The following is a 22,198-nucleotide window of genomic DNA, read 5'->3' on the forward strand; positions in this document are numbered from 1 at the left end:
ATCCTTATCTATGCTCCATTACTATTTATTCTTATTTATCCTTTTTAAGAAATCAGGGGCAAAAACTTATTTCTAAACTTTATGACGAGTGCTACTCCTCTAAAAAGTGCCCAAACCGTAAACGCTATCCATATCCCGTATAGCTTTAAATCAAAAAAGTTACATAAATAAAGAGTAGGTATAAACCCTAAGAATGTTGCTCCCAATAATACATTTCTTAAATAACTCATTTCGCCAAGACCTTTAAAAATTCCATCAAAGACAAAAGCCAAACCATTAATGGGCTGTACAATTAAAACAATAAAAAAGACGCTATAAAATGTTTCTAACACTATGGTTTCACTTGTAAATACTTCTCCTATTGCATCATAAAATATAAATCCAAATATTGCTAAAATCAAACTCACACCAATACCATAAGTGCTTACACGCTTACCTAATTTCCATAGGGATTTATAATCTTTTGCGCCTAATAGTTTTCCACCAAGGATATTACCTGCTCCTCCATAACCGTCAATAAAAAATGCAGTAAACATCCAGATGTTCATTGCTATCGTATATGCAGCAATATATTCATCCCCATATTCTGTTGCATTAGAGGTTGCGAAATATAATGCTGTATTTAATGCTATAGATCGTACAAATAAATTAAGACTCATGGTAACTAGTCTACCCAATTCTTTATTTAGAGGGAAACGTAACTTGAGGCTTACATTGGTTTTAGTCAACAATAATATAAAGACAATAATTGCCATGAGTAATTGTGAAATTAAACTTGCCCATGCGGCTCCGCTAATCCCCATTGGAAGAATAAACCCTTCGATTCCATATACCAAAATGAAATCTAAAACAATATTGGCTACGGCACCAATTACAGCAACAATCATTGGCCAAAATGTATTCTGTAGCCCTCTAAAAATACCAAAAACAGCAAATGTGAATAAGGTTAAAGGAAACCCCCATACCCTGATATCATAATAGACTACACAGTATTTTAAAATTAATCCTGAAGCATTGTACAACTTAAAAATCTCTTCAACAAAGAAAACAGTAGAGATCAATACAAAAATACTAAGAGCCACATTGAAGAAAATAGCTTGCGCGGGCAATGTTTTTACTTCTTCTATTTTTCCTGCTCCCAGATATTGAGAAATGATAGCAGATATCGCACTTCGGGTTTGCCCGAGAATCCAAATTAGTGCCGACAAAAAAGACCCAACAATACCTACTGCTGCAAGGGATTCGGTACCATATTCGGGAATATTACCTACGATAGCTGTATCGGTTATCGATAGCAATGGTTCTGCAATACCGGCAATAATAGCCGGAATAGCCAGACGATTTATATTTTTAAAACCAATTATCTTACTCATAAAACCAACTCATAACAGTGAAATGGATGTTCGCTTTGCTTTGGAAAATAGATATCCTCCAAACGTTGATACCCTCTGATTTCATAAAATTTCTGGTTTCTTTTATTTTGACTGAAAGTGTCTAATCTAACCGATTGATATTGATTTTTTCGAGCATATTCTTCTCCAAAATCCATTAGTTTTTGAGCATATCCCTTTCCCCAATATTCTGGATCAACTGCTACACGATGTATATAAAGATTATTGGTGTTATCTGTTAACCACCCAACAGGAATATATTCTTCATCTACTAGATCAGTAAGCACAATAATTCCTTTGATATAATCTTCTTCTTCGAGAACATATAGCTCTTGTAACTCAACATCTTTTTGAAAACGTTCCTGTGTTGGATAATGCTCATTCCATTGATATATGCCATTAGCTATCATCGCTTTGGCGCAAGATCGAGTCAATGTGTAAATAGCATCCAAATCAGATAATACTGCTTTACGAATCATACTTTTTTTTTGGAGAAACCCAAAAGTACTAACTTTATATTTCAGTTAATAACCATACGTCATATTCTACAGAATATTTAAAAAAAAATTAAGAAAAAAATTCATTTTAAACCATTAGAAACGGGTTAGAAATAATATTATGTCAAGAAATTAGTTAGTAAAAGGTCTAAAATCGTAATTTTATACTTTAAATCACAAATCATAATCGTTAATGAAAAATATATTGGTTCCCTTGGGGTTGTCTGAACATTCAATTAGCATGGCCAGACTTCAATACACTATAGATTTTGCAAAAGAACTCAAAGCAACGGTCTATGTCGTAGAGGTTTTTAAAGAACTACCCAGATCTAGTAGTCTTCCCTCTGTAAACAAAACACTAAAGGAAATCACAGCCTCTTCTATTCAAGAAAAAGTTGCAAAAATTGACAAAAAAGGAGTAGAAGTAATTGCTTTACCATTAGAAGGAGAACTTCTTGAAGCTATCCCAAAATTTAATTTAAAGCACTCTATAAATTTACTCGTTTTAGGTGCAGAGGTTAAGGATATTAAAGACCTTTATTTTCTTGGTGCTGTTTCTGGAAGTCTTGTGAAAAATACAGAAATCCCTGTACTAATTATTCCTCAAATGTATACTTTTATGCCTATCAAAAAGACACTTATGGCAGTCAAATCAGGTATCGTGAAAAAGAAAAATGCATTAACTCCTGTAAAGGAAATTTTAAGTACTTTTGGTGGTGATTTGAAATTGCTTCAGGTAAAAACAGCAAATTTCTTAGCCGAAGATTCTAAGTTTGATAAGGATTTAGGTGAGATTACCTCATCATATAAGTCGTCTGAAAATGCTACCTTATTTCAAGGACTTTTAGAGCATCTTAATGAGAGTTATCCGGATCTTGTTTGTGTTTTTAGGAGAAAACGAGGTTTCTTTGCCAAACTTTGGGAAAAAGATGCTATCCTTAAAAAGGACTTTGATAGTAGAATTCCTTTATTAGTTTTAAGAGGGTCAGATTAAAAAAATACTGGGGATGTAGCTTCCTAAAAACGCTACGCTCATCGGGACAGGCACTTCGCTACATCCCCATGAGAAAAATTGGGGATGTAGCTCAGCTGGCTAGAGCGCTTGACTGGCAGTCAAGAGGTCGTGGGTTCGACTCCCATCTTCTCCACCTTAAATCTTCATGGCTTTAGAAAAAGCTATGAAGATTTTTATATTTGATTAAATTTGTTAATCCATAGTAAAAAAAGAAAATCGGTTACTCTAAAACTAACCACTCCATATCACGTCTTAATCCTAAAATTAAAACCATCTGTTCCAATAGCCAACAATAAAACTACTTTTCCTTTTATCATTGGTTAGTCACTCCTATTTCTTACTATTGAAAGGAGTAAAATTATAACATTGTAACTCTTATAGATATATTTACTATTTTGTAACATCATGTCAACAAATGGTAATAATTAACGAAGCACTACGCCTGAAAACGAATAAATAAATGATGCAATATTCTATTTTACAAATAACTACTAATCAGGCAGAACAAATACTGCATCAATTATTCGATATTAAAGGAAAAGCCTCATCTCTTCCTGGAGAAATTGATTTTAATTTTAGGATTAAAACTGAACATGGAAATGAATATATTCTTAAAATATCAAGACCTGATGAAAATATCAATTATCTGGATTATCAACAACAGCTATTAGAATATGTAGAAAAAAAAGAAAAGGATCTTATAGCACCCAGAGTAATCCGAGATAAAGAAGGGAATCACATATCCGAAATTATAGATGACAATAATACACTTAGAAAAGTACGTCTATTATCCTGGATAAGTGGTAGAGTATGGAGCAGTGTTAATCCGCAATTAGATACGTTACGACATAGCTTAGGAGAACAATGTGGATTGCTAACAAGTGCCTTACAAGGATTTGATCACCTTGAAGCACATCGTGAATTTGTTTGGGACATCGCACAATCTTTATGGACCAAAAAACATCTACATCTGTTTGAAGGAGAAGAAAAAGATATCATTTCTTTTTTTCAAAATAGATTTGAGACCGTTCAGGATTCGTATACTACACTTAGAAAATCGGTAGTTCACAACGATGCTAATGACAATAATGTTATTGTTTCAGAAGATTTGATCAACCCTAAGGTTAAAGCAGCAATAGATTATGGAGATGCAATACACACACAGATTATAAATGATGTAGCTATTGCATGTGCGTATGCTATAATGAATCATAATGATCCACTAGAAGCAACTTTACCAATACTGCAAGGATACCATACTACTTTTTCGTTAAAAGAAAGTGAATTGAAGCATCTGTATATAGCAATAGCCATGCGCTTGGTAATTTCCGTTACAAAATCTGCTATTAATAAAATCGAGGAACCCGATAATACATACTTACTAATTAGTGAAAAGCCAGCTTGGGAAGTCCTCAAGAAATGGAGGCAAATTAGCGAAGAGTATGCCCATTATAGTTTTAGACATATTTGTGAGTATTCTGCACATCCTAATGAACAAGCATTTAGAGCTTGGGCAGAAAATAACACCTATTCCTTATCAGAACTGTTTCCTTCAATTCAAAAAAATGAGATATGCCTCTTAGATTTAAGCGTATCCAGCAAATGGGTTGGGCACCAACAAGAATTTAATGATTTAGAGGTATTTCAATTTAAAATAGATCGGCTTCAAAAGGAAAACTCTAACAAGATTATCGCAGGTGGGTATCTAGAACCAAGAGCACTATACACATCAACTACCTATGATAAAACAGGAAATAGCGGACGAGAAAGTAGAACGGTTCATCTTGGGGTAGATTTTTGGTTACCAGCAAATACTCGGGTTCATGCTTTTTTAGATGGAGAAGTTGTAGCCGCATTTAACCATACCGGAGATAAAAACTACGGAGGGTTAATTATACTTAAACATCAAAATGATGCATTAGAATTCTATACCCTATATGGGCATTTAACAGTTGATAGTGTTATACAAAAACAGCCTGGAGATATCATAAAAAAAGGGGAGTGTATTGGATACCTTGGTGATCCTACTCAAAATGGAAATTGGGCTCCACATTTACATTTTCAGATAATGCTTTCTATGCTAAACTATACTGTAGACTTTCCTGGAGTAGCGTATTATAATCAAATAGACGTGTGGAAAGGACTATGCCCGGATCCTAACTTTTTATTCAAATTAGAAAGCCTGAATTCTCAAAGTGATGCGACTAATGAAGAGTTAATCACATATCGAAAAAAACACCTGGGTAAGAGCTTGAGTTTGCAATATAAAACACCAATTAAAATGGTACGTGGTGCCGGACAATATCTAATTGATCAATATGGTAAAAAGTATTTAGATACAGTAAACAATGTAGCTCATGTAGGACACGAAAATTATGCTGTAGTCAAAGCAGGGCAAGAACAAATGGCCTTGATTAATACTAATTCTCGCTATCTACACGATACTATTAATCAATTAGCAAAGGAGTTGATAGAAACTTTGCCTCCAGAGTTAAATGTATTGCATTTTGTTAATTCTGGAAGTGAAGCTAATGAACTAGCTATTAGAATGGTTAAGGCTGTAACGGGAGAGTGTGATATTATAGCTTCAGAAGTTGGTTATCATGGAAATGCTAATATGTGCATCGATATTAGTTCGTATAAATTTGATGGTAATGGAGGCCATGGAGCTCCAGAGCATACTCATATATTTCCCTTACCTGATGCCTATAGAGGAAAATACAGAGGAGAAAACACAGGAGAACACTATGCGTTAGAGGTTCAGAATTGTATTGAAGAGGTGCATAAAAAAGGAAGAGGTGTTGGTGCTTTTATCATAGAGCCTATTATAAGTTGTGGTGGCCAGATTGAATTACCAGATGGCTTTTTACCTAAAGCCTACGAATATACTCGGGCCGCAGGAGGGTTATGTATCTCTGATGAAGTACAAGTAGGCTGCGGAAGAGTAGGGAAGACCTTTTGGGGATTTCAGCTATACGATGTAATCCCAGATATTATAACCATAGGAAAGCCTTTAGGTAATGGACACCCATTGGCAGCAGTTGTTTGCACACAAGAGGTAGCAGACAAATTTGCTAATGGAATGGAATACTTTAACACCTTTGGAGGAAATCCAGTTTCTTCGGCTATAGGTACTGCAGTGCTTAAAACTGTAAAACGTGATAAACTACAACAACATGCTCTAAAAATCGGAACGTTTTTAAAAGAAGAATTAAAAAAGCTAACTATAAAATATCCCATCATAGGAGATGTTAGAGGGCAAGGGTTATTTCTGGGTTTTGAGCTTGTAGATGATAATATGAATCCTTTGGCAAATCATGCTGACTATTTGGCTAACAGGATAAAAGATTATGGCATCCTCATGAGCACAGATGGCCCGGATCACAATGTATTAAAAATTAAGCCTCCTATGATTTTTACTGAAGAAAATGCAGAAGAATTAATTTTTTACCTCGATAAAGTATGTGCAGAAGACTACATGCAGAGTATTAAAGAAATATAAGACAATGATGAAATTAAAATATGTAATCATATTATTAGGGTCAATAGGGATGTATAGCTGTAGTAAAGAGCCATTACAACCCGTTTCAGAACAAACCAATCATTTTAATCATTAGATATTCGAAGAAAATAAACTGCCTCCCAGAGCCACTTTCTTTGGCTATGAATCTAAGTTGGTAAAACAAAAAGAAAAATCGAAACGATTTTTAAGGGGTATATGACAAATTTCCCTTTTTGTTAGAATTTAGTATTTTTAGCATAAACAGATCTAATGGATATAAAGACTCAAGCCTCGTTAATCTTCGACAAACATTTTGAACAATGGTTATCTGATCCTTCTCGTATGGAGAATGGATATCAATACGAATCTACCTACACTGCAATGATGTCAAAGGTTGAGTAAGAAGTTTTACAATTATCTGCTGGCGATGTTCCAAAGAGTAAGAACTCAAAAAAAAACTTCAAACCCGATTTGGAAAGATAGAGTCTTGTAAGTCTCACGTTATTGCACAATCTCCAGGATTTATGGGTATTAGTAGTTTGGCTCAAGAAACCATGTGTTACATTGGTCAGTATTTGGTGTTTAGTGAAGCAGAAGATGTGATCAATAATTTGACAGCAGGGGTTAATGCTAAGCAAATAGAGCGTGTTTGCCACAAATATGGACAATGGATTGAAGATGCCGACAATACAGTTATCGAAAATCTGGTTTATAAAGAATATGAATCAGGCAAGGCGGATGAACTTCATTATGTTAGTGTAGATGGGGCTATGTACCTAACAAGAGAGGAAAGTTGGAAAGAGAGTAAGCTAGGTAGAATATACCAACCCAAGGATATCGTTCAAGTAAGCCCGAAACGCACAGAATTGACAGCTTCTACCTATGTTACCCATCTAGGGGATTATAAGGAATTCATTACAAAGATGGATTATCATTTGGAAAACCTAAACTCTCTTGTCTTTATAGCAGATGGCGCAAGGTGGATTTGGACATGGATAGAACAACACTATCCTGAAAGTATACAGATTGTAGATTATTATCATTGTAAAGAACATCTATGCGAATTTGCTAAACTTTACTATAAAGATGAAAAACAAAGATATAAGTGGATTGACACATGCTCAGAAATGATGCTCACCAAAGGGATTGACCCCATTATTGTAGCACTTGAAGAATTATCAGAACAGCGCAAAACAACTGGAAAAAGAAACACATTGATCAAATATTATCGTAAAAATAAAGACAGAATGCAGTATCATAAATATATTGAAAAAGGACTGCTAATAGGATCGGGAGCCATAGAATCTGCTCACAAAGATGTGTTGCAATAGCGATTGAAGTTATCTGGGCAGCGATGGACTATGGAATATTAAATCATCCCAGTTTCGTTTTTTGAGAATGAGAAAAAAAATAAAAGTTTTTTTGAAATAAGATAAAGAGGTTTTGGGCTAACCGTTCTCTTAGCTACCCTATAAAAGGAGTAATGATATTCGTTTTTTGACCTTTTTTATAAAATCCAAAACTAAATCCTACCGGTTCGGAGTATACAAAACTCTGTGTGAGTGTATCGAATTCTACAGGTGCATTCAATTCTTTCATAATACAAAGCGTACGATATAATTTGGTTTTAGAGATTCCTAACTTTGCTGCCAGTTCTATGGGAGATCCCGTAGCTTGCAAACGAATAAGTTGATCAATTGTATTTGCTTTAACATGATATTCATAACTATGGATTAAAAACGCATACTGTACTGCGAAAAATAATAATCATTGCTTTTTGATTATATTCTTTTCCCTATTGGCATCGTAATAAAAGCGAAATTATGGTTTTTCCATATTCAATACGTAAGGAAAACCGTAAGCTAAATTTTAATTCGTGATGTTACCGTTTCCTGTCTTGCATTTGAGTATAAGAGCGTATTTTAAAGCGTAATCTTATCGGAAAAAAGAGGTGTTTTTGTAATGAATTTAGTTTGTCTAAAGCGCATGTACCTGTTTTCTGAATCCTACCTATAATAAGTATACTATCCTGTATTTCTTTGGTTTCAGAATTATCTAAAACAGCTACATAAGGCACTAAATCCATGGAAAAAGCATTAATAAAGTAGTAATAGGTAGATAAACCCATACATCATACATACATTAATATGTTAAAAAACAGCGGTTTATCCCATAAATACTTATTTGTAAAATTTTGATTTTCAATACGTTATGCCATTTTTATATTTTCACTCAAAAAAAGGAGACTACTTTTACAAATACATCATCTAACTTTATGAAAGTATTAAAATAGTAAAGTAAATACCTACACTTCACCTTTATTAATTAGATACAAAAATTAAACAATGCAAAAAAAAGTAAGGTCGTTTTCTGCCCAAAAATCTAGTATTAACTTAACTATTATTAACTATGACAAAATTTGTACAATTACTATTATTTGTTCTATTTACAAACGGAATACAGGCACAAAAAGTTTATGAGGATTTTAAATCGAACACTGCTCAACTTCAATGGATTGCTTCTAATGGTATTTACGCCTTAGAAAGCAATCCCGAAAATAATCAATCACAAATAGGTACATACACAAAATCACCTTCGCATCCATATAGCCTATTCTTTGCATCCATAAATCAAGGAATAGACCTGACTATCTTTAATCAAATCAGAATTAAAATATACAGTAGTTCGCTAAGATCATTTACGATAAAATTAGAAGGAGATAGTGGTGCGATAGAGAAAACTACAACGATTACAGAAATCAATAAGTGGATCGAATACGAATTTGATTTTAGTGATGGTAGTTCTATCTCTGGATTAAACAAAATAATCTTGTTTTTTGACCCTGGTTCTAATCGCGGAGAGAAATTTTACTTTGATGATATTGTTGCTTATACCGCCGCGCAGGCAAACACTCAAATCGTTGATACTTTTGAAATTGGAGGTACAAACTGGAATGGTAATAATGGAGTTTTTAATACCGTTAATAACCCACAACCTTTACAGACACTAAATACAAGTGCTACTTGTGGTTTGTTTACAAAGAACAGTGATGCTTATTCTTTTGTTTCAACCACTATCGGAACTATTGATTATAGTACTCACAATGAATTACAAATCAAAATTCTACAAAATCAAAATTCTGGAAACGATCAATATACCCGGTTTACCGTAAAATTAGAAAACTCAATCACCCAAGAATCTATTGAGAGAAGAGGGTTTATCGGTAATACAAATACATGGACTACATATTCTTTTGATTTTAGTTCAATTCCTCAAAACACTACATACGATAAACTATCCATCTTTTTTGGCCATAACGATACTTCTAATACTAATTCCTTTTATTTTGATGATGTCCTTTTTAGAACAAAACGTACTTATCTTGTAAATACTAATCGTACTATAGATCAATTAACTCAGAATTCTTATGAAGTCTTCAAATTGCTTAGAACCAATAAAGGTGCGTATCGGGATGCTAAATTGATTTCTAGTAATAATGATTATCATCCTGGATCTACCGCATCTACAGGAATGGGATTGATCGCTTTATGTATCGCCAATGAAAAAAACTGGGAGTCTAATGCTCCTGATTTGGTTATAAAAACATTAGAAACAATGACAGGGCATACTTCTGGATTTAATTTGGATACAAATGCCAGTGGTTTTGTCAGACACTTTTTTGATCCAAATAGTGGAGTAAGGGCCTGGAATTCTGAATATAGCTCTATAGATACTGCTATCCTTATGTCTGGAGCGCTATTTGCAAAGGAATATTTTTCAGACCCTTCTGCACCTAACAGAGCTACAACACAACAAAAGACACGGATTACAACCCTTGTGAATCAGTTATGGAATTCTATAACTTGGGATGAAGCGATAGAAAATGCAGCTAATGGTACCATATATAGAGATTTAGATAGTGCAGGAAAAGGTATTCCTGGTACAACTACTCTACCTTATAATGAGTATATCATTGTAGCCGATTTAATACATCGATCGGGATCTGCATCGGGTAAAACGCTGTGGGACAAATTTTATAAAAACCCATATAATACAGACGGTAATGGGCAATATTTACTTCCCAGAGCAACTGCAAGCTACACTGCTCCCAATACCCAAGTAATCAACAACGAAACACTTACAGATAGTAATGGCAATTTCGTGTCTAGTTTTTTGGTTCAATTTTCATATTACCTAATCCATGATTTTGCATCTAGTACTTCTTATGTTAACTATATGAAAAATGCAAAAAATGCTGATAAAAATTGGTGGAAATATGTTTCTGAAGATCAATATTATAGCCCTGTTACCAGATCCTCTTTTGAATGGGGTACAGGAGCTGGTGCTGCCAATGCAATAAACGGTTATCATGCAGATAAAATTTATAATAATGATAATGATAATTGGACTAAGATCGTATCACCACACATTATTGCAGGTTTTTTACCCGTTGATCAAAATAATGAGATCAAAAACGATATTCTTAATCTATATACATCAGGAAAAGGAATTTATACGTTACCTAATGCTTCTCAAACTGAAATTTTATGGAGATATAGTAAAGAGGATATTAATTGGAAAGCAGAAACCATTCAAGGTGTAGATTTTTCTACTATGCTTTTTGGTTTATATCATATAGAAGACCCTGGGTTCTTTAAGAAATATAACAACTATACTATTGCAGGAATGCCTTCTACAAACGATGTAAAACTGCGTATTACTTTTGATAATTATCCCGAAGAAACCACATGGGAAATTAAAAATGCCAGCAACCAGGTAGTACACTCAGGAGGATCTTATGGTTCTCAAACAGATGGCTCTACTCTTAATGTTACTAAAACTCTGGATGCAGATTGCTACACATTAGTAGTTAAGGATACATATGGTGATGGGATTTGCTGTAGTTATGGTAATGGTTCTTATGAATTAACCAATAGTGTTTCGGGGGTTGTATTAGTCTCAGGTGGATCATTTTCTTCTCAAGATACTAAAACCTTCTGTTTAGAGAATGCTACACTACATAACCTTAATACAGGTATAAAAACGGATATAGAAAGCTCTGATATTGTTATTCATCCTATTCCCGCAAAAGACGTTATCATGATTCGAATGAACAATATCAAGGGTTCAAATTATAGAATCATTAACCATATTGGTCAGATAATAAAAAATGGGAAAGTATCTGAAAACAGAGTAGAATTAGGCAATTTACCAGATGGAATGTATTTCTTTTCGGTTATATTAAATGATAAAACACTAACCAAAAAGCTTATTATCAAGCAATAACGTAAATTCAATTATATAAAAAAGGCCTTGATACTAAATTTAGTATCAAGGCCTTTTTTATATTCCTCTAACTTGGTTAATTAAGAGAAATATAAATAAATAGGGCTAAGTTCTAATTAGAATATGTTTTATCTTTACTTTATAAAAACGGAGAAATGATACCAGAAGATTTTAGAGATTTTTTCATTAGTTCATCGGCTTTGGTTCAATCAGAAATTGTTTCCACATTATTGGAGATCTCTACTGAGGGTTCAGCCCTGATTGATAGCAATCAGAGTAAAGCCATAAGCTGTCCTCATTGTAAGTGCAATAAAATTAAGGCTAATGGTAAGCTCAAAGGAGTACAGCGCTATGTTTGTAATACTTGTCATAAAAACTTTAGTGAAACTACCGGTAAGTTCTGGTACAACCTCAAGAAGAAAGACAAAGTTAATCGTTATTTATTCTGTTTACTCTCTGGATATAGTATTCGCAAGAGTGCCAAAGAAACAGGGATTTCTATTCAGACTTCTTTTGATTGGAGGCACAAATTACTTGTCTCCTTTGGGAGCGTAAGTGTGGATGAATTCCAAGGAATCCTAGAGAGTGATGATCTTTTCTTTGCTTACTCTGAAAAAGGGAATCGAAATTTGGATCGTCCTGCTAGAAAACGTGGCGCAAAGGCAAGTAAAGCTGGTCTCAGTAATGAAAAAGTAGCTGTGATAGCCAGTTGTGACCGATCAGGGAACAAAGATTTCAAAGTAGCTACCAGAGGTCGCATTAGTAAAAGTGACTTGGAGACTATATTACAAGGGAAGTTGGCTAAAGTAGAAACCCTTTGTAGCGACAGTCACAGAAGCTATACTGCATTTGCAAAAGACAAGAAGGTAGCACACAAAAAATTTAATGCTTCGAAGGGTCAAAGAGCTGTTGACAAAATATATCACGTACAAAATGTGAATAATATGGATATGCGTCTAAGGAAATTTATGGAGCCCTTCAATGGAGTGGCAACAAAATACCTTCAGAATTATCTGAATTGGTTTTTAGTCTTAGAAAAAATAAAAAATTCAACCAGTAAAATGGCAACCGTAGCAGCTATAGCCTTTGCTTCCAATACTGCCTGGATGGAATTTAAAAACATAGTAGTAAATAATATGCTTTTTAGAACTTAGCCATAAATAGCTATAACAAGCAGGCAAATTATCCCTCCTGCTACTTCTACATATTTCCAGGGAGTGATATCCACTTGTTTTGTGTATTCTTGCTTATACTCTTCTTTTCTGGGGTAGAGCCTACCTATAATTAACATGATTATAATATTTAGCATAAATAATATTGCCATTACATGTAGAAAATGAGGGTAGTTCTCTGTTCCAATTACAAAGGGTTTTAGTATAAATTGACTAATAATATATAATAAGGATCCTGAAATAATTCCAATTTTTGCTGCAATAGCAGGAACACGTTTAGTTACATATCCAACAACTATAATCGTTAAGATTGGAATACTATAAATTCCATTTGCCTCTTGCAAATATCCAAACAATCCATTTGTTGCATACGCTAAAAGAGGAGCGATACACATCGAAATTAGTGCCAAAAATATTCCGAAGGTTTTCCCGGCATTAACAACTTTTTTTTCGCTTGCTTCTTTATGTATATATTCTTTGTAAATGTCTATCCCGAATAAAGTAACCGAACTATTTAAAGCACTATTAAATGAGCTTAAAATAGCCCCAAATAATACTGCAGCAAAAAAACCCACCAGAGATACGGGTAATACTTTACTTACCAGCATAGGATATGCTTCATCAGGGTTTGCAAGTTCTCCTTTAAACATATGAAATGCTATGATTCCTGGTAATACAACAATAACAGGTCCTAAAATCTTAATAAAAGACCCTAACAAAAGTCCTTTTTGACCTTCTTTCAAATTTTTTGCCCCTAATGCTCTTTGAATGATCGCTTGATTGGTACCCCAATAAAACAATTGTACTAACATCATTCCTGTAAAAATAGTTGAAAAAGGCACTGAAGCTTCTGGAGAACCTATTGCATCAAATTTTTCGGGATGAGATTCTAATAATACATTAACTCCTCCTAATAAACTCCCATCTCCTATGGCATATAATCCAAATACAGGAATCATTAAACCGCCTATTAACAATCCAACAGCATTTATGGTATCTGATACGGCTACTGCTTTTAAACCTCCAAAAATTGCATAAATTGAACCTATACCTCCTATCGCCCATACAGTAGTCCATAATGCTGTAGTATCTGATATCCCCATAAGCCTAGGAATATCAAACATGGTATTTATAGCTAGTGCTCCCGAATATAAAACTGTTGGTAACAAAATAATAGCATATCCTGTTAAAAATAGTCCAGATGCAATCGCTTTTGTTGTTCTATCATATCTTCTTTGTAAAAATTGAGGTATTGTAGTTATTCCTCCTTTTAGATATCTGGGTAATAAGAATATTGCAGTGACTACCATAGCAACTGCTGCTAGTGTTTCCCATACCATAACCAGGATTCCTTCTTTATAGGCAGCCCCGTTTAAACCTACAATTTGCTCTGTAGACAGGTTGGTTAATAATAACGATCCTGCTATTACTGATGCTGTTAAACTACGTCCTCCTAAAAAATATCCGTCAGATGATTTTTCATTAGTGTTTCTAGTTAGCATATATGAAATAACGCCAACGATAGCCGTAAAAGCTATAAATATAAGTACTCCCATGTTTTTAAATTTTTGTTTTGCTTTTGCTTTTTGTTATCCCATCATTAAAGTTTGGTGGCATATCTAAAAAAGGGAGAGGGTTTTTCCTCTCCCTTTATTGAATAACTTCAAATCATTCAGTTCAAATGGGGGGTATAACTGAATGTAAGAATTTATTCTTACGGGACTAGGGAGTTACAAATTTTAAATCATCGATATGATAGGTATCGGTAGCTGTACCGTCTGATTGCCCGCCATTAAAAAATAAGACTACTTTAGTATTTCCATTACCTGTCGCAGCACTAAAATCAAAAGTGTAGTTTTTCCATTCTCCTGCTACATCAATATTTCCCCATATTTCTACAGCTGTACCTCCTTCAAGTTTAGCTAAGAAAGGGACGGTTTTGCTCGAATGTATTTTAATACTCAATTGCGAGTTAACGGATAAATCGATAACTCCGCCAAAATCAATAGCCAGATTATCCCATGCATTGGTTCCGTCATCAGTATATTCTCCAACATTAGAACTTCTATTGGAGCAGCTAACATTAGGATTCGCAACTACGGGTACAAATCCAGGGCTGCCTCCTAGTTGGAAATTTTGTTGACAATCAAAATCACTTATAATACTAAGATCAGGAGTCACTCCTGTGCAATCTTCTACAATAATACTACAATCCTTAGGTGTGAATTTTATATCATCAATATGATAGATATCGGTAGCTGTACCGTCTGATTGACCTCCATTAAAAAACAAAACTACTTTAGTATTTCCATTACCTGCCGCAGCACTAAAATCAAAAATGTAGTTTTTCCATTCTCCGACTACATCAATATTTCCCCATATTTCTGCAGCAGTACCGCCCTCAAGTTTGGCTAATAATGGAACTGTTTTACTAGAGTGTATTTTGATATTCAATTGTGAGTTAACCGATAAATCGATAACTCCCCCAAAGTCAATAGCCAGATTATCCCATGCATTAGTTCCATCATCGGTATATTCTCCTACGGACTCACTTGTGTTAATTCCACTTTTATTTGGGTTTTCTACTACAGGTACAAATCCAGGACTATTGCCTAATTGAAAATTTTGTTGACATTCAAAATCACTTACAATACTTAAATCTGCAATGGTGCCCGCACAAGGGTCTATAAATTCTTTAAATCTAATATCATCTATATAATAAATATCTTCTGCTGTGCCATCTGTCATACCTGCATTAAAAAACAACAATACATTTGTATTTCCTCCTGCAATAGCCGTTCTAAAATCAAAAGTATATTCTACCCATTGATCTATCGTGCTTATCGTTTTTGTTATTTCAATAGGCGTACCTCCATCAAGTTTTACAGTTAATGGGCCGGTCTTCTTGGCAAGAACCTTTATACTCAATTGTGAATTGACAGATAAATCTATTGGTGATTCTAAGTCGATAAACAAATTATCAAAAGGCTCGGTGCCATTATCTTTATATTCTCCTACAAATTGGCTTGTGTTGATTCCACTTTTATTTGGATTCGCTATAACAGGAGCTGTAGTATCCATAGTAGGGTCTCCTAGGAATACATTTTGTTGACAGTCAAAGTCACTTAATATGCTTGAATCCTTTTGGACATTTTCACAAGGATCAGGAATAATAACGGACACATCAAAAAAGAGGTCATCTAAAAAATATACTTCTTTTGTTCCATCATTTTCTATACCCTGATTAAAGAATATTACAATTTTTGTATGATTTTGATCCTTTTGATCGCTAAAATCAAACTGATACTCTATCCATTTATTGTTACCATCAAGAGAAACTGTTATTTCTACAGGAGTCGAAGAACTCCCTTCTAATCTAACTTTTGCTGTTGCCGAAATATCAGTTTTAATCTTAATTTTAAATAGTGCATGAGTAGATAAATCTATTGGTTTTCCAAAATCTATAACCAAAGCATCCTGAATTCCGGTACCATCTACATATTTACCAACAAACTTACTTTTATTAATTCCAACTTCATTTGGATTTCTGATCACCTCTACTTTAGGTAAAGTTTGGTTCGATTGACATTCAAAATCTGTAACGACATTAAGGTTTGCAACAACATTATCGTCTTCGCATTGAGCATACTTTATGGTTTGTAGTTCCTCTAGATCATCTTCACATGATAAACTCAACACTAACACCATAAAGAGGATGTAATGTATACTCGAAAAAAACTTTACTATTTTCATGATAAAAAATTTACATTAATAATTGGCTACTTCTTTTATATGTATTGCCATGCCTCCTCCAGAAGCTAGCGACATATTTAATAAAGTAGTATGATTTACTTTTATTGTTTTATTTTTAAACTGAAACCCAACAAAAGAGGTATCTATAATAGTTTCGGTTTTATGATGAACCATATACCAAGGTTCTCCATTAGAGTTCACACTAAAATGCATAGATATTTTAGCGTTTGGCGACTTTAATTCTATTACAGATTCTTTTCTTTTATCGCAAGACGACAAAAGAAGTATCATGATAAGAATATATTTTACGCTTGTTAACATTATAAGCTATAGTTTAAATTGTAACTTATTTTTTTCAAAACCGATAAAAGAACACTAACATCCTTTTTTACCTGGTGTTAGTGTTCATAAACTAAAGTTGGTGATCAGAAAATGAGAACTGATGTGTGAATTTTTGATCTGAACTACCACCTACAAATAGGTCGTAGTTTCCTTTTTCGTTCACAAAATTTATAGTACTGTCATAAAACTTTAAATCATTAGCAGTTAGGGTAAATTCTACTTTTTTTGTTTCTCCTTTTTTTAGGAATACTTTTTTAAATCCTTTTAGTTCTTTAACTGGTCTGGTAATACTTCCAAATCTATCTTTGATATATAATTGAGCAATTTCTTCTCCATCATAGTCCCCTGTATTTGTAATACTGGCTGTAATCGTGATTTTAGAGTTTGATGTAAGCACATCAGAATCTAAAGCCACATCACTATATTGAAAGGTTGAATAACTTAATCCATATCCAAATGGAAACAATGGTGAGTTATCGACATCTAAGTATCTAGAAACAAATCTTGGATTTGCCCCTTCGAGATCGGCAGGTCTCCCAGTATTTTTCATATTATAAAAAACAGGTATTTGCCCAATATTTCGCGGAAATGTAACTGTTAGTTTTCCCGAAGGGTTATAATCTCCAAACAATACATCTGCAATAGCATGACCCCCACTTGTACCTGGGAACCATGCTTCTACAATAGCATCTACAGTTTCATTCTCCCATGATAAATCCAGCGGTCTCCCATTTAATAAGACCAGTACTATTGGTTTTCCTGTTTTTTTTACTTCAGCAATTAATTCTTGTTGATGACCCGGGAGTTTAATACTTGTTCTACTGGCTGCCTCACCACTCATATTTTCTAGTTCTCCCATAACCATAACTACCACATCAGCATTCTGTGCAGTCTTTACTGCCTCTGCAAAATTTGATGTATCTCCTTCTACAATCTCACAACCTTTGGTATATGTAAACGTGCTTTCTTTTGCTTCGAAACCTTCTTTTACGCTTACTGCAACCCCTTCTCTATTACCATGCGCAGCCCAGTTACCAATGATATGAAACTCATCACTTGCCAATGGACCAATAAGAGCAATCTTTTTTACCTTATTTAAAGGCAGTACCTCATCTTTATTTTTTAATAAAACGATAGATTTTCTGGCAGCATCTCTAGCTGTTTCTAGGTGATCATCATTAAGAATTACTTTGGCCTCCTTATCTTCATTACAATATTTATATGGGTCGTCAAAGAGGCCTAGTTTATATTTTAGTCTTAAAATATCTTTTACAGCTTTGTTCAATCTATTTTCTTCTATTTTACCTTCTTTTATAGATTGCTGCATATAATTTTTATATACTCCTCCCTGCATATCCATATCTACTCCGGCATTCATTGCTAATTCTCCTGCATGTTTTAGGTCTTCTGCATAGCCATGAGGGATCATTTCATTTATAGATGTGTAATCGGTTACTATAAAACCATTAAATCCCCATTCTTTTCGCAAAACCTGATCAAGTAAAAAGGTATTCCCTGTTGCTGGTATCCCATTAAGTTCGTTAAATGAGGTCATAAAAGTAGCTACTCCAGCATCTACCGCTGTTTTAAAAGGTGGTAAATACACATTTCTTAGTGTATTCATAGAAATATCAACAGTATGATAATCTCTCCCGGCTTGCGCTGCACCATATGCAGCATAATGCTTGGCGCAAGCCAAAATGGTATTCTTACTAGAAAGATCATTTCCCTGAAATCCTTTAATTCTTGCTTTGGCAATTAAACTCCCCAAATAAGTATCTTCTCCAGCACCTTCTGATATTCTACCCCATCTTGGATCTCTAGCAATATCTACCATAGGAGCAAAGGTCCAATGTAATCCTTCTACAGAAGCTTCTATAGCAGCAATACGAGCACTCTTTTCCATGAGTTCTAAATCCCAACTAGAAGCTTCTCCCATAGGGATAGGAAAAATAGTTTTATATCCATGAATTACATCATAACCAAAGAGTAACGGAATTCCTAAACGTGTTTCTTCTACTGCTATTTTTTGAAGTTTTCTTGTATAAGCAGAACCAGTAGCATTAAAAATAGCTCCTACTTGTCCTTTTCTAAGATATTCTACATAATTTTTATCCAGTACAGGCCCTGTAATATCAGCTCCACTAGAGTATAACACGGTTTGTCCAATTTTTTCCTCTAATGTCATTAAAACCATTAAAGAGTCTATTTTATGTTCTATTTGGGTATCCTGATCTGATAAACCAGATAATTTTGTTTTGTTTTTACAACTAAAACAGAATACTCCAAGTGATATGATCAATACTATTTTTTTCATCAAAAAAATGATTCTTATATTTATAATTGTTTGATTGAATTCTTTTCTAGAATCCTAATTTTGAGAGCCCATCTTTTATTTCCTGATCCTTCATGAAAAGTGACCATAGAAGTTGTGTCCTATAATTTTCTATCATTGCTACAATAGGTCCTTGATCAATTGCCAAATACCCATCAGAATACCAATCTTGCTGTTCTGAGTAAGCATCATAGAAACCATACTCGCCCCATAACTTGTCGTTTAGCTTATAATAAAAATATTCTAATGCCTTTTTTGATTCTTCTGGAGTATAAGGAAAAGAGGAAAGTGCTGCTGTTGGAGTGATAACCCCATTATCTTCTGTTGGGCTGTGCACACCATATCCACTAGGTTGATCACTTGCAGTAAGTCCCCAACTATTTTCTCCATACCCTTTAAAACCTTTTGGGTTTTCGATACAGTATTCATAATTGACAAGTGCATGTGCTTTATTCTGATCAAAATAATTCGCATATTGATCTTCTAATCCTCTTGGGTCTAAACCAATAAAGGAATACTGTGAGAAAAATAAGGGTCCTCCAAAATCTGGACCTAGAGGTAATACTGTACCAAAAAATGATTTTCCATTTTTCATTCCTCCATTAGATGCCCATCCATTATCATACGTCTCTTTGTCTATAGAATGAGTAGGGGATGATGCTCCTAATACATAGATGATAAGTGCTTCATTCCATCCTCGTATCTTTAGGTTTATATCAAAATTATGGTTGGGTGACCAATGCCATGTAAGTACTTTTTCTCCCTGAGTGTACCAATCCCATTCTACAGCTTCCCATAGTGCCGTTATTCTATCTCTAATATCCTTTTCTTCTGTAGTATTGGCAGAAAAATATTGTCTGTTTATTAATAATCCTTGTATTAAAAATGCTGTTTCAACAAGATCTCCACCATCATCCTGTGTACTGAAAGGTCTTGTTTTGGCTGTGTCGCCATAGTACCAATGCGAAAAAGCACCGTGATAAGAATCTGCTCCCTCCAGGAAACTCAATATTTTTTGTATCCGTTCTATGGCTTCTGCTTTGGTTATCCATCCTCTTTCGACTGCGGCAGGAAAACATGCTATTCCAAACCCAGATCCTCCTGTGGTTATTACTCTTTTAGACTGCCCTTCGAATGCATCTTCTTGTGAACGCTCTCTTGCCAAACCGCTATTTGGCTCGGCAAAATCCCAGAAATAATTAAAGGTGCGTTGCTGAACCAAATCCAATAATTCTTCAAAAGGAATTTCTGGTATTGGATTTTCTTCTTCAAATATCGCTACCACATCGGGTGGCGGCGGTGTAACATCGTCTGTATTACAACTATTAAAAAACAGTATCGAAGAACAGATAAATGAGAGTAAAAACATTTTTTCTTTAATTATTATTAATGATTTCATAAGATTATATTTTTATTTCTGAAGTCAGAAAATTTCTTCTAATTGAGTTTAGGGTTATTTTAATATCCAGGATTTTGGATAAGAAGCCCTCCACTTTTTTGGATTTGATCATTAGGTATAGGAAATACTTCGTGTTTTCCATCAACAAAGGACTTACCATGTGCTCTAAGAATAGTACCAGCTCTTCCTTGTCGTACCAAATCAAAATACCGATCATGCTCAAAAGCAAGTTCATACCTTCTCTCGTTCCAAACGGCCATTTGATTTACACTTATAGCATCACTTAGACCTGCTCTATTTCTAACTTGGTTTAATGGGATTGCGGCATCTCCTCCAACTTGTAAAGCTGCCTCGGCATTGATCAATAGTATTTCTGCAAAACGTAGTATTCGTATATTTTTACCGGTTTCCCAGGCATCTGATAATGCACTGGAGTATGCTTTCTGATTATACATTGGATTTACTACCGTATTTGCGACTAGTCTACCATCAAATAAAGTTTCACCTCTAAATATTATAGTACCATCTCTTCTTCTATCTCCTGGTTCGTATGAATCGGCAAGGTCTTGGGTTGGAGTATTAAATCCCCAGCCCCAGCCACCTTCGCCTCTGGCTCCTTGACTCACACTATACCCTTGTACTCCTGCAGTAGGTGTTTCTCCACGAGCTTGTATTTCAAAAATAGATTCGGTATTATTTTCTCCAATCTCTTTCCAGATATCTTCATAATTGGTAGTAAGACCGTATTCTCCAGATCCTATAATTTCATTAGTAAGCTCATATACTTTTATCCATTTATTTTGATACATACTCACTTTGGCCAACAATGCTTTTGCTGCTCCATTGGTTGCTCTACCCAAATCAGCACTGTCATATTCACTCTTTTTGGGTAATGCCAGTATAGCCTCTTGTAAATCTGTTTCGATAAAAGCATAGATTTCTTCTTTTGTAGCTCTTTTTAGAAGTTCATTCGGGTTTGAATTAAGATCTGGAACATCTCCAATTAAGGGTACACCTCCAAACATTTTAACCAATCTAAAATATAGTAATGCTCTTAAGAATTTTGTTTCTCCAATAAGTCTACTTTTTAACGTATCGTCTAATTCATTAAAGGATTCTAACCTACTTAATGCTTGGTTTGCTCTTTGTATACCGTCATAGTGGGCTTCCCATATTTCATTAAATGATATTGAGGTGGCATCAAAAGTAAGTGCATCTAATAGATGTTTATCTGTTCCTGTATCTCCCGGATCACTACCTTTATCTGCATCATCCGAAGTAATACTAGAAATCCCGTTCCATGAAAATGAACTCATTGGCCATTGTAAAAAACTATTATAAACGGCATTTACAAGCTCTGAAGCATTCTCGACAGTTATGGCTCCTTCTGTTTCTTGATTTGACTCTACTTCGAGAAAATCTTCACTGCACGCTAATATTAGGGTGAGCATACAAAACAAAGAAAGATGATATCGCATTGCGCTTTTTATTGAATTTTTCATATTA

The 22,198-nt window shown here is 34.4% G+C and carries 16 protein-coding genes and 1 tRNA gene; 7 read left to right on the plus strand and 10 right to left on the minus strand.

What is annotated here, in order from left to right:
- Positions 1–44: 44 nt before the first annotated feature.
- Together ATE84_RS02900 and ATE84_RS02905 are read right to left on the minus strand one after the other, a co-directional pair.
- The gene (locus ATE84_RS02900) at positions 45–1,373 is read right to left on the minus strand and encodes an MATE family efflux transporter (RefSeq protein ID WP_101445637.1); all 1,329 of its coding nucleotides are present in this window, start codon (positions 1,371–1,373) and stop codon (positions 45–47) included.
- Positions 1,370–1,870 carry a GNAT family N-acetyltransferase gene (locus ATE84_RS02905; RefSeq protein ID WP_101445639.1) on the minus strand — a complete coding sequence of 167 codons (501 nt, stop codon included), beginning with the start codon at positions 1,868–1,870 and terminating at the stop codon, positions 1,370–1,372. Before ATE84_RS02905 ends, ATE84_RS02900 begins: the two co-directional genes overlap by 4 nt.
- Before the next feature lie 211 nt (positions 1,871–2,081).
- On the opposite strand from ATE84_RS02905, the gene ATE84_RS02910 reads away from it, so the two are divergent.
- The 5 genes from ATE84_RS02910 to ATE84_RS02925 all read left to right on the plus strand — a co-directional run bounded on the left by ATE84_RS02910 (position 2,082) and on the right by ATE84_RS02925 (position 7,736).
- Positions 2,082–2,882, plus strand: coding sequence for a universal stress protein (locus ATE84_RS02910; RefSeq protein WP_101445641.1), 801 nt, complete (start codon positions 2,082–2,084; stop codon positions 2,880–2,882).
- A gap of 80 nt (positions 2,883–2,962) precedes the next feature.
- A tRNA-Ala gene (locus tag ATE84_RS02915) sits at positions 2,963–3,036 on the plus strand.
- Between the two features lie 327 nt (positions 3,037–3,363).
- A complete protein-coding gene (locus ATE84_RS02920) occupies positions 3,364–6,405 on the plus strand; it encodes an aminotransferase class III-fold pyridoxal phosphate-dependent enzyme (protein ID WP_369828487.1) in 3,042 nt (1,013 codons plus the stop codon).
- 270 nt (positions 6,406–6,675) lie between these two features.
- Complete coding sequence (locus tag ATE84_RS26705; protein WP_255411974.1) at positions 6,676–6,807, plus strand: hypothetical protein; 132 nt, start codon at positions 6,676–6,678, stop codon at positions 6,805–6,807.
- Between the two features lie 122 nt (positions 6,808–6,929).
- Complete coding sequence (locus ATE84_RS02925; RefSeq protein ID WP_101445643.1) at positions 6,930–7,736, plus strand: hypothetical protein; 807 nt, start codon at positions 6,930–6,932, stop codon at positions 7,734–7,736.
- Positions 7,737–7,869: 133 nt separating this feature from the next.
- Here the strand turns inward: ATE84_RS02925 and ATE84_RS02930 are convergent, their stop codons facing one another.
- Together ATE84_RS02930 and ATE84_RS02935 are read right to left on the minus strand one after the other, a co-directional pair.
- The gene (locus ATE84_RS02930) at positions 7,870–8,085 is read right to left on the minus strand and encodes a hypothetical protein (RefSeq protein ID WP_101445645.1); all 216 of its coding nucleotides are present in this window, start codon (positions 8,083–8,085) and stop codon (positions 7,870–7,872) included.
- A gap of 202 nt (positions 8,086–8,287) precedes the next feature.
- Positions 8,288–8,491 (minus strand): hypothetical protein, encoded by a 204-nt coding sequence (locus ATE84_RS02935; RefSeq protein WP_143273552.1) that lies wholly within the window; start codon positions 8,489–8,491, stop codon positions 8,288–8,290.
- A 323-nt stretch (positions 8,492–8,814) separates the two neighbouring features.
- On the opposite strand from ATE84_RS02935, the gene ATE84_RS02940 reads away from it, so the two are divergent.
- Both ATE84_RS02940 and ATE84_RS02945 read left to right on the plus strand, forming a co-directional pair.
- Positions 8,815–11,691 carry a T9SS type A sorting domain-containing protein gene (locus tag ATE84_RS02940; protein ID WP_101445648.1) on the plus strand — a complete coding sequence of 959 codons (2,877 nt, stop codon included), beginning with the start codon at positions 8,815–8,817 and terminating at the stop codon, positions 11,689–11,691.
- 155 nt (positions 11,692–11,846) lie between these two features.
- Positions 11,847–12,845 carry an IS1595 family transposase gene (locus tag ATE84_RS02945; protein ID WP_101444842.1) on the plus strand — a complete coding sequence of 333 codons (999 nt, stop codon included), beginning with the start codon at positions 11,847–11,849 and terminating at the stop codon, positions 12,843–12,845.
- On the opposite strand, the gene ATE84_RS02950 is transcribed toward ATE84_RS02945, so the two are convergent.
- The 6 genes from ATE84_RS02950 to ATE84_RS02975 form a co-directional block, all read right to left on the minus strand.
- Positions 12,842–14,419, minus strand: coding sequence for a solute:sodium symporter family transporter (locus tag ATE84_RS02950; protein WP_101445650.1), 1,578 nt, complete (start codon positions 14,417–14,419; stop codon positions 12,842–12,844). The genes ATE84_RS02945 and ATE84_RS02950 overlap by 4 nt on opposite strands.
- 166 nt (positions 14,420–14,585) lie before the next feature.
- Positions 14,586–16,616 carry a hypothetical protein gene (locus ATE84_RS02955; protein WP_101445652.1) on the minus strand — a complete coding sequence of 677 codons (2,031 nt, stop codon included), beginning with the start codon at positions 16,614–16,616 and terminating at the stop codon, positions 14,586–14,588.
- A gap of 15 nt (positions 16,617–16,631) precedes the next feature.
- Complete coding sequence (locus ATE84_RS02960) at positions 16,632–16,907, minus strand: glycoside hydrolase family 97 N-terminal domain-containing protein (RefSeq protein WP_101445654.1); 276 nt, start codon at positions 16,905–16,907, stop codon at positions 16,632–16,634.
- A 121-nt stretch (positions 16,908–17,028) separates the two neighbouring features.
- Positions 17,029–19,275 carry a beta-glucosidase BglX gene (bglX, locus tag ATE84_RS02965; RefSeq protein ID WP_101445656.1) on the minus strand — a complete coding sequence of 749 codons (2,247 nt, stop codon included), beginning with the start codon at positions 19,273–19,275 and terminating at the stop codon, positions 17,029–17,031.
- Between the two features lie 46 nt (positions 19,276–19,321).
- Positions 19,322–20,692, minus strand: coding sequence for a glucoamylase family protein (locus tag ATE84_RS02970; RefSeq protein WP_101445658.1), 1,371 nt, complete (start codon positions 20,690–20,692; stop codon positions 19,322–19,324).
- 59 nt (positions 20,693–20,751) lie between these two features.
- Positions 20,752–22,194: a RagB/SusD family nutrient uptake outer membrane protein gene (locus ATE84_RS02975; RefSeq protein WP_233195733.1), complete on the minus strand. Its 1,443-nt coding sequence runs from the start codon at positions 22,192–22,194 to the stop codon at positions 20,752–20,754.
- Positions 22,195–22,198: the final 4 nt, after the last annotated feature.

This window comes from Aquimarina sp. MAR_2010_214 (assembly GCF_002846555.1).
Classification (GTDB): Bacteria; Bacteroidota; Bacteroidia; order Flavobacteriales; family Flavobacteriaceae; genus Aquimarina.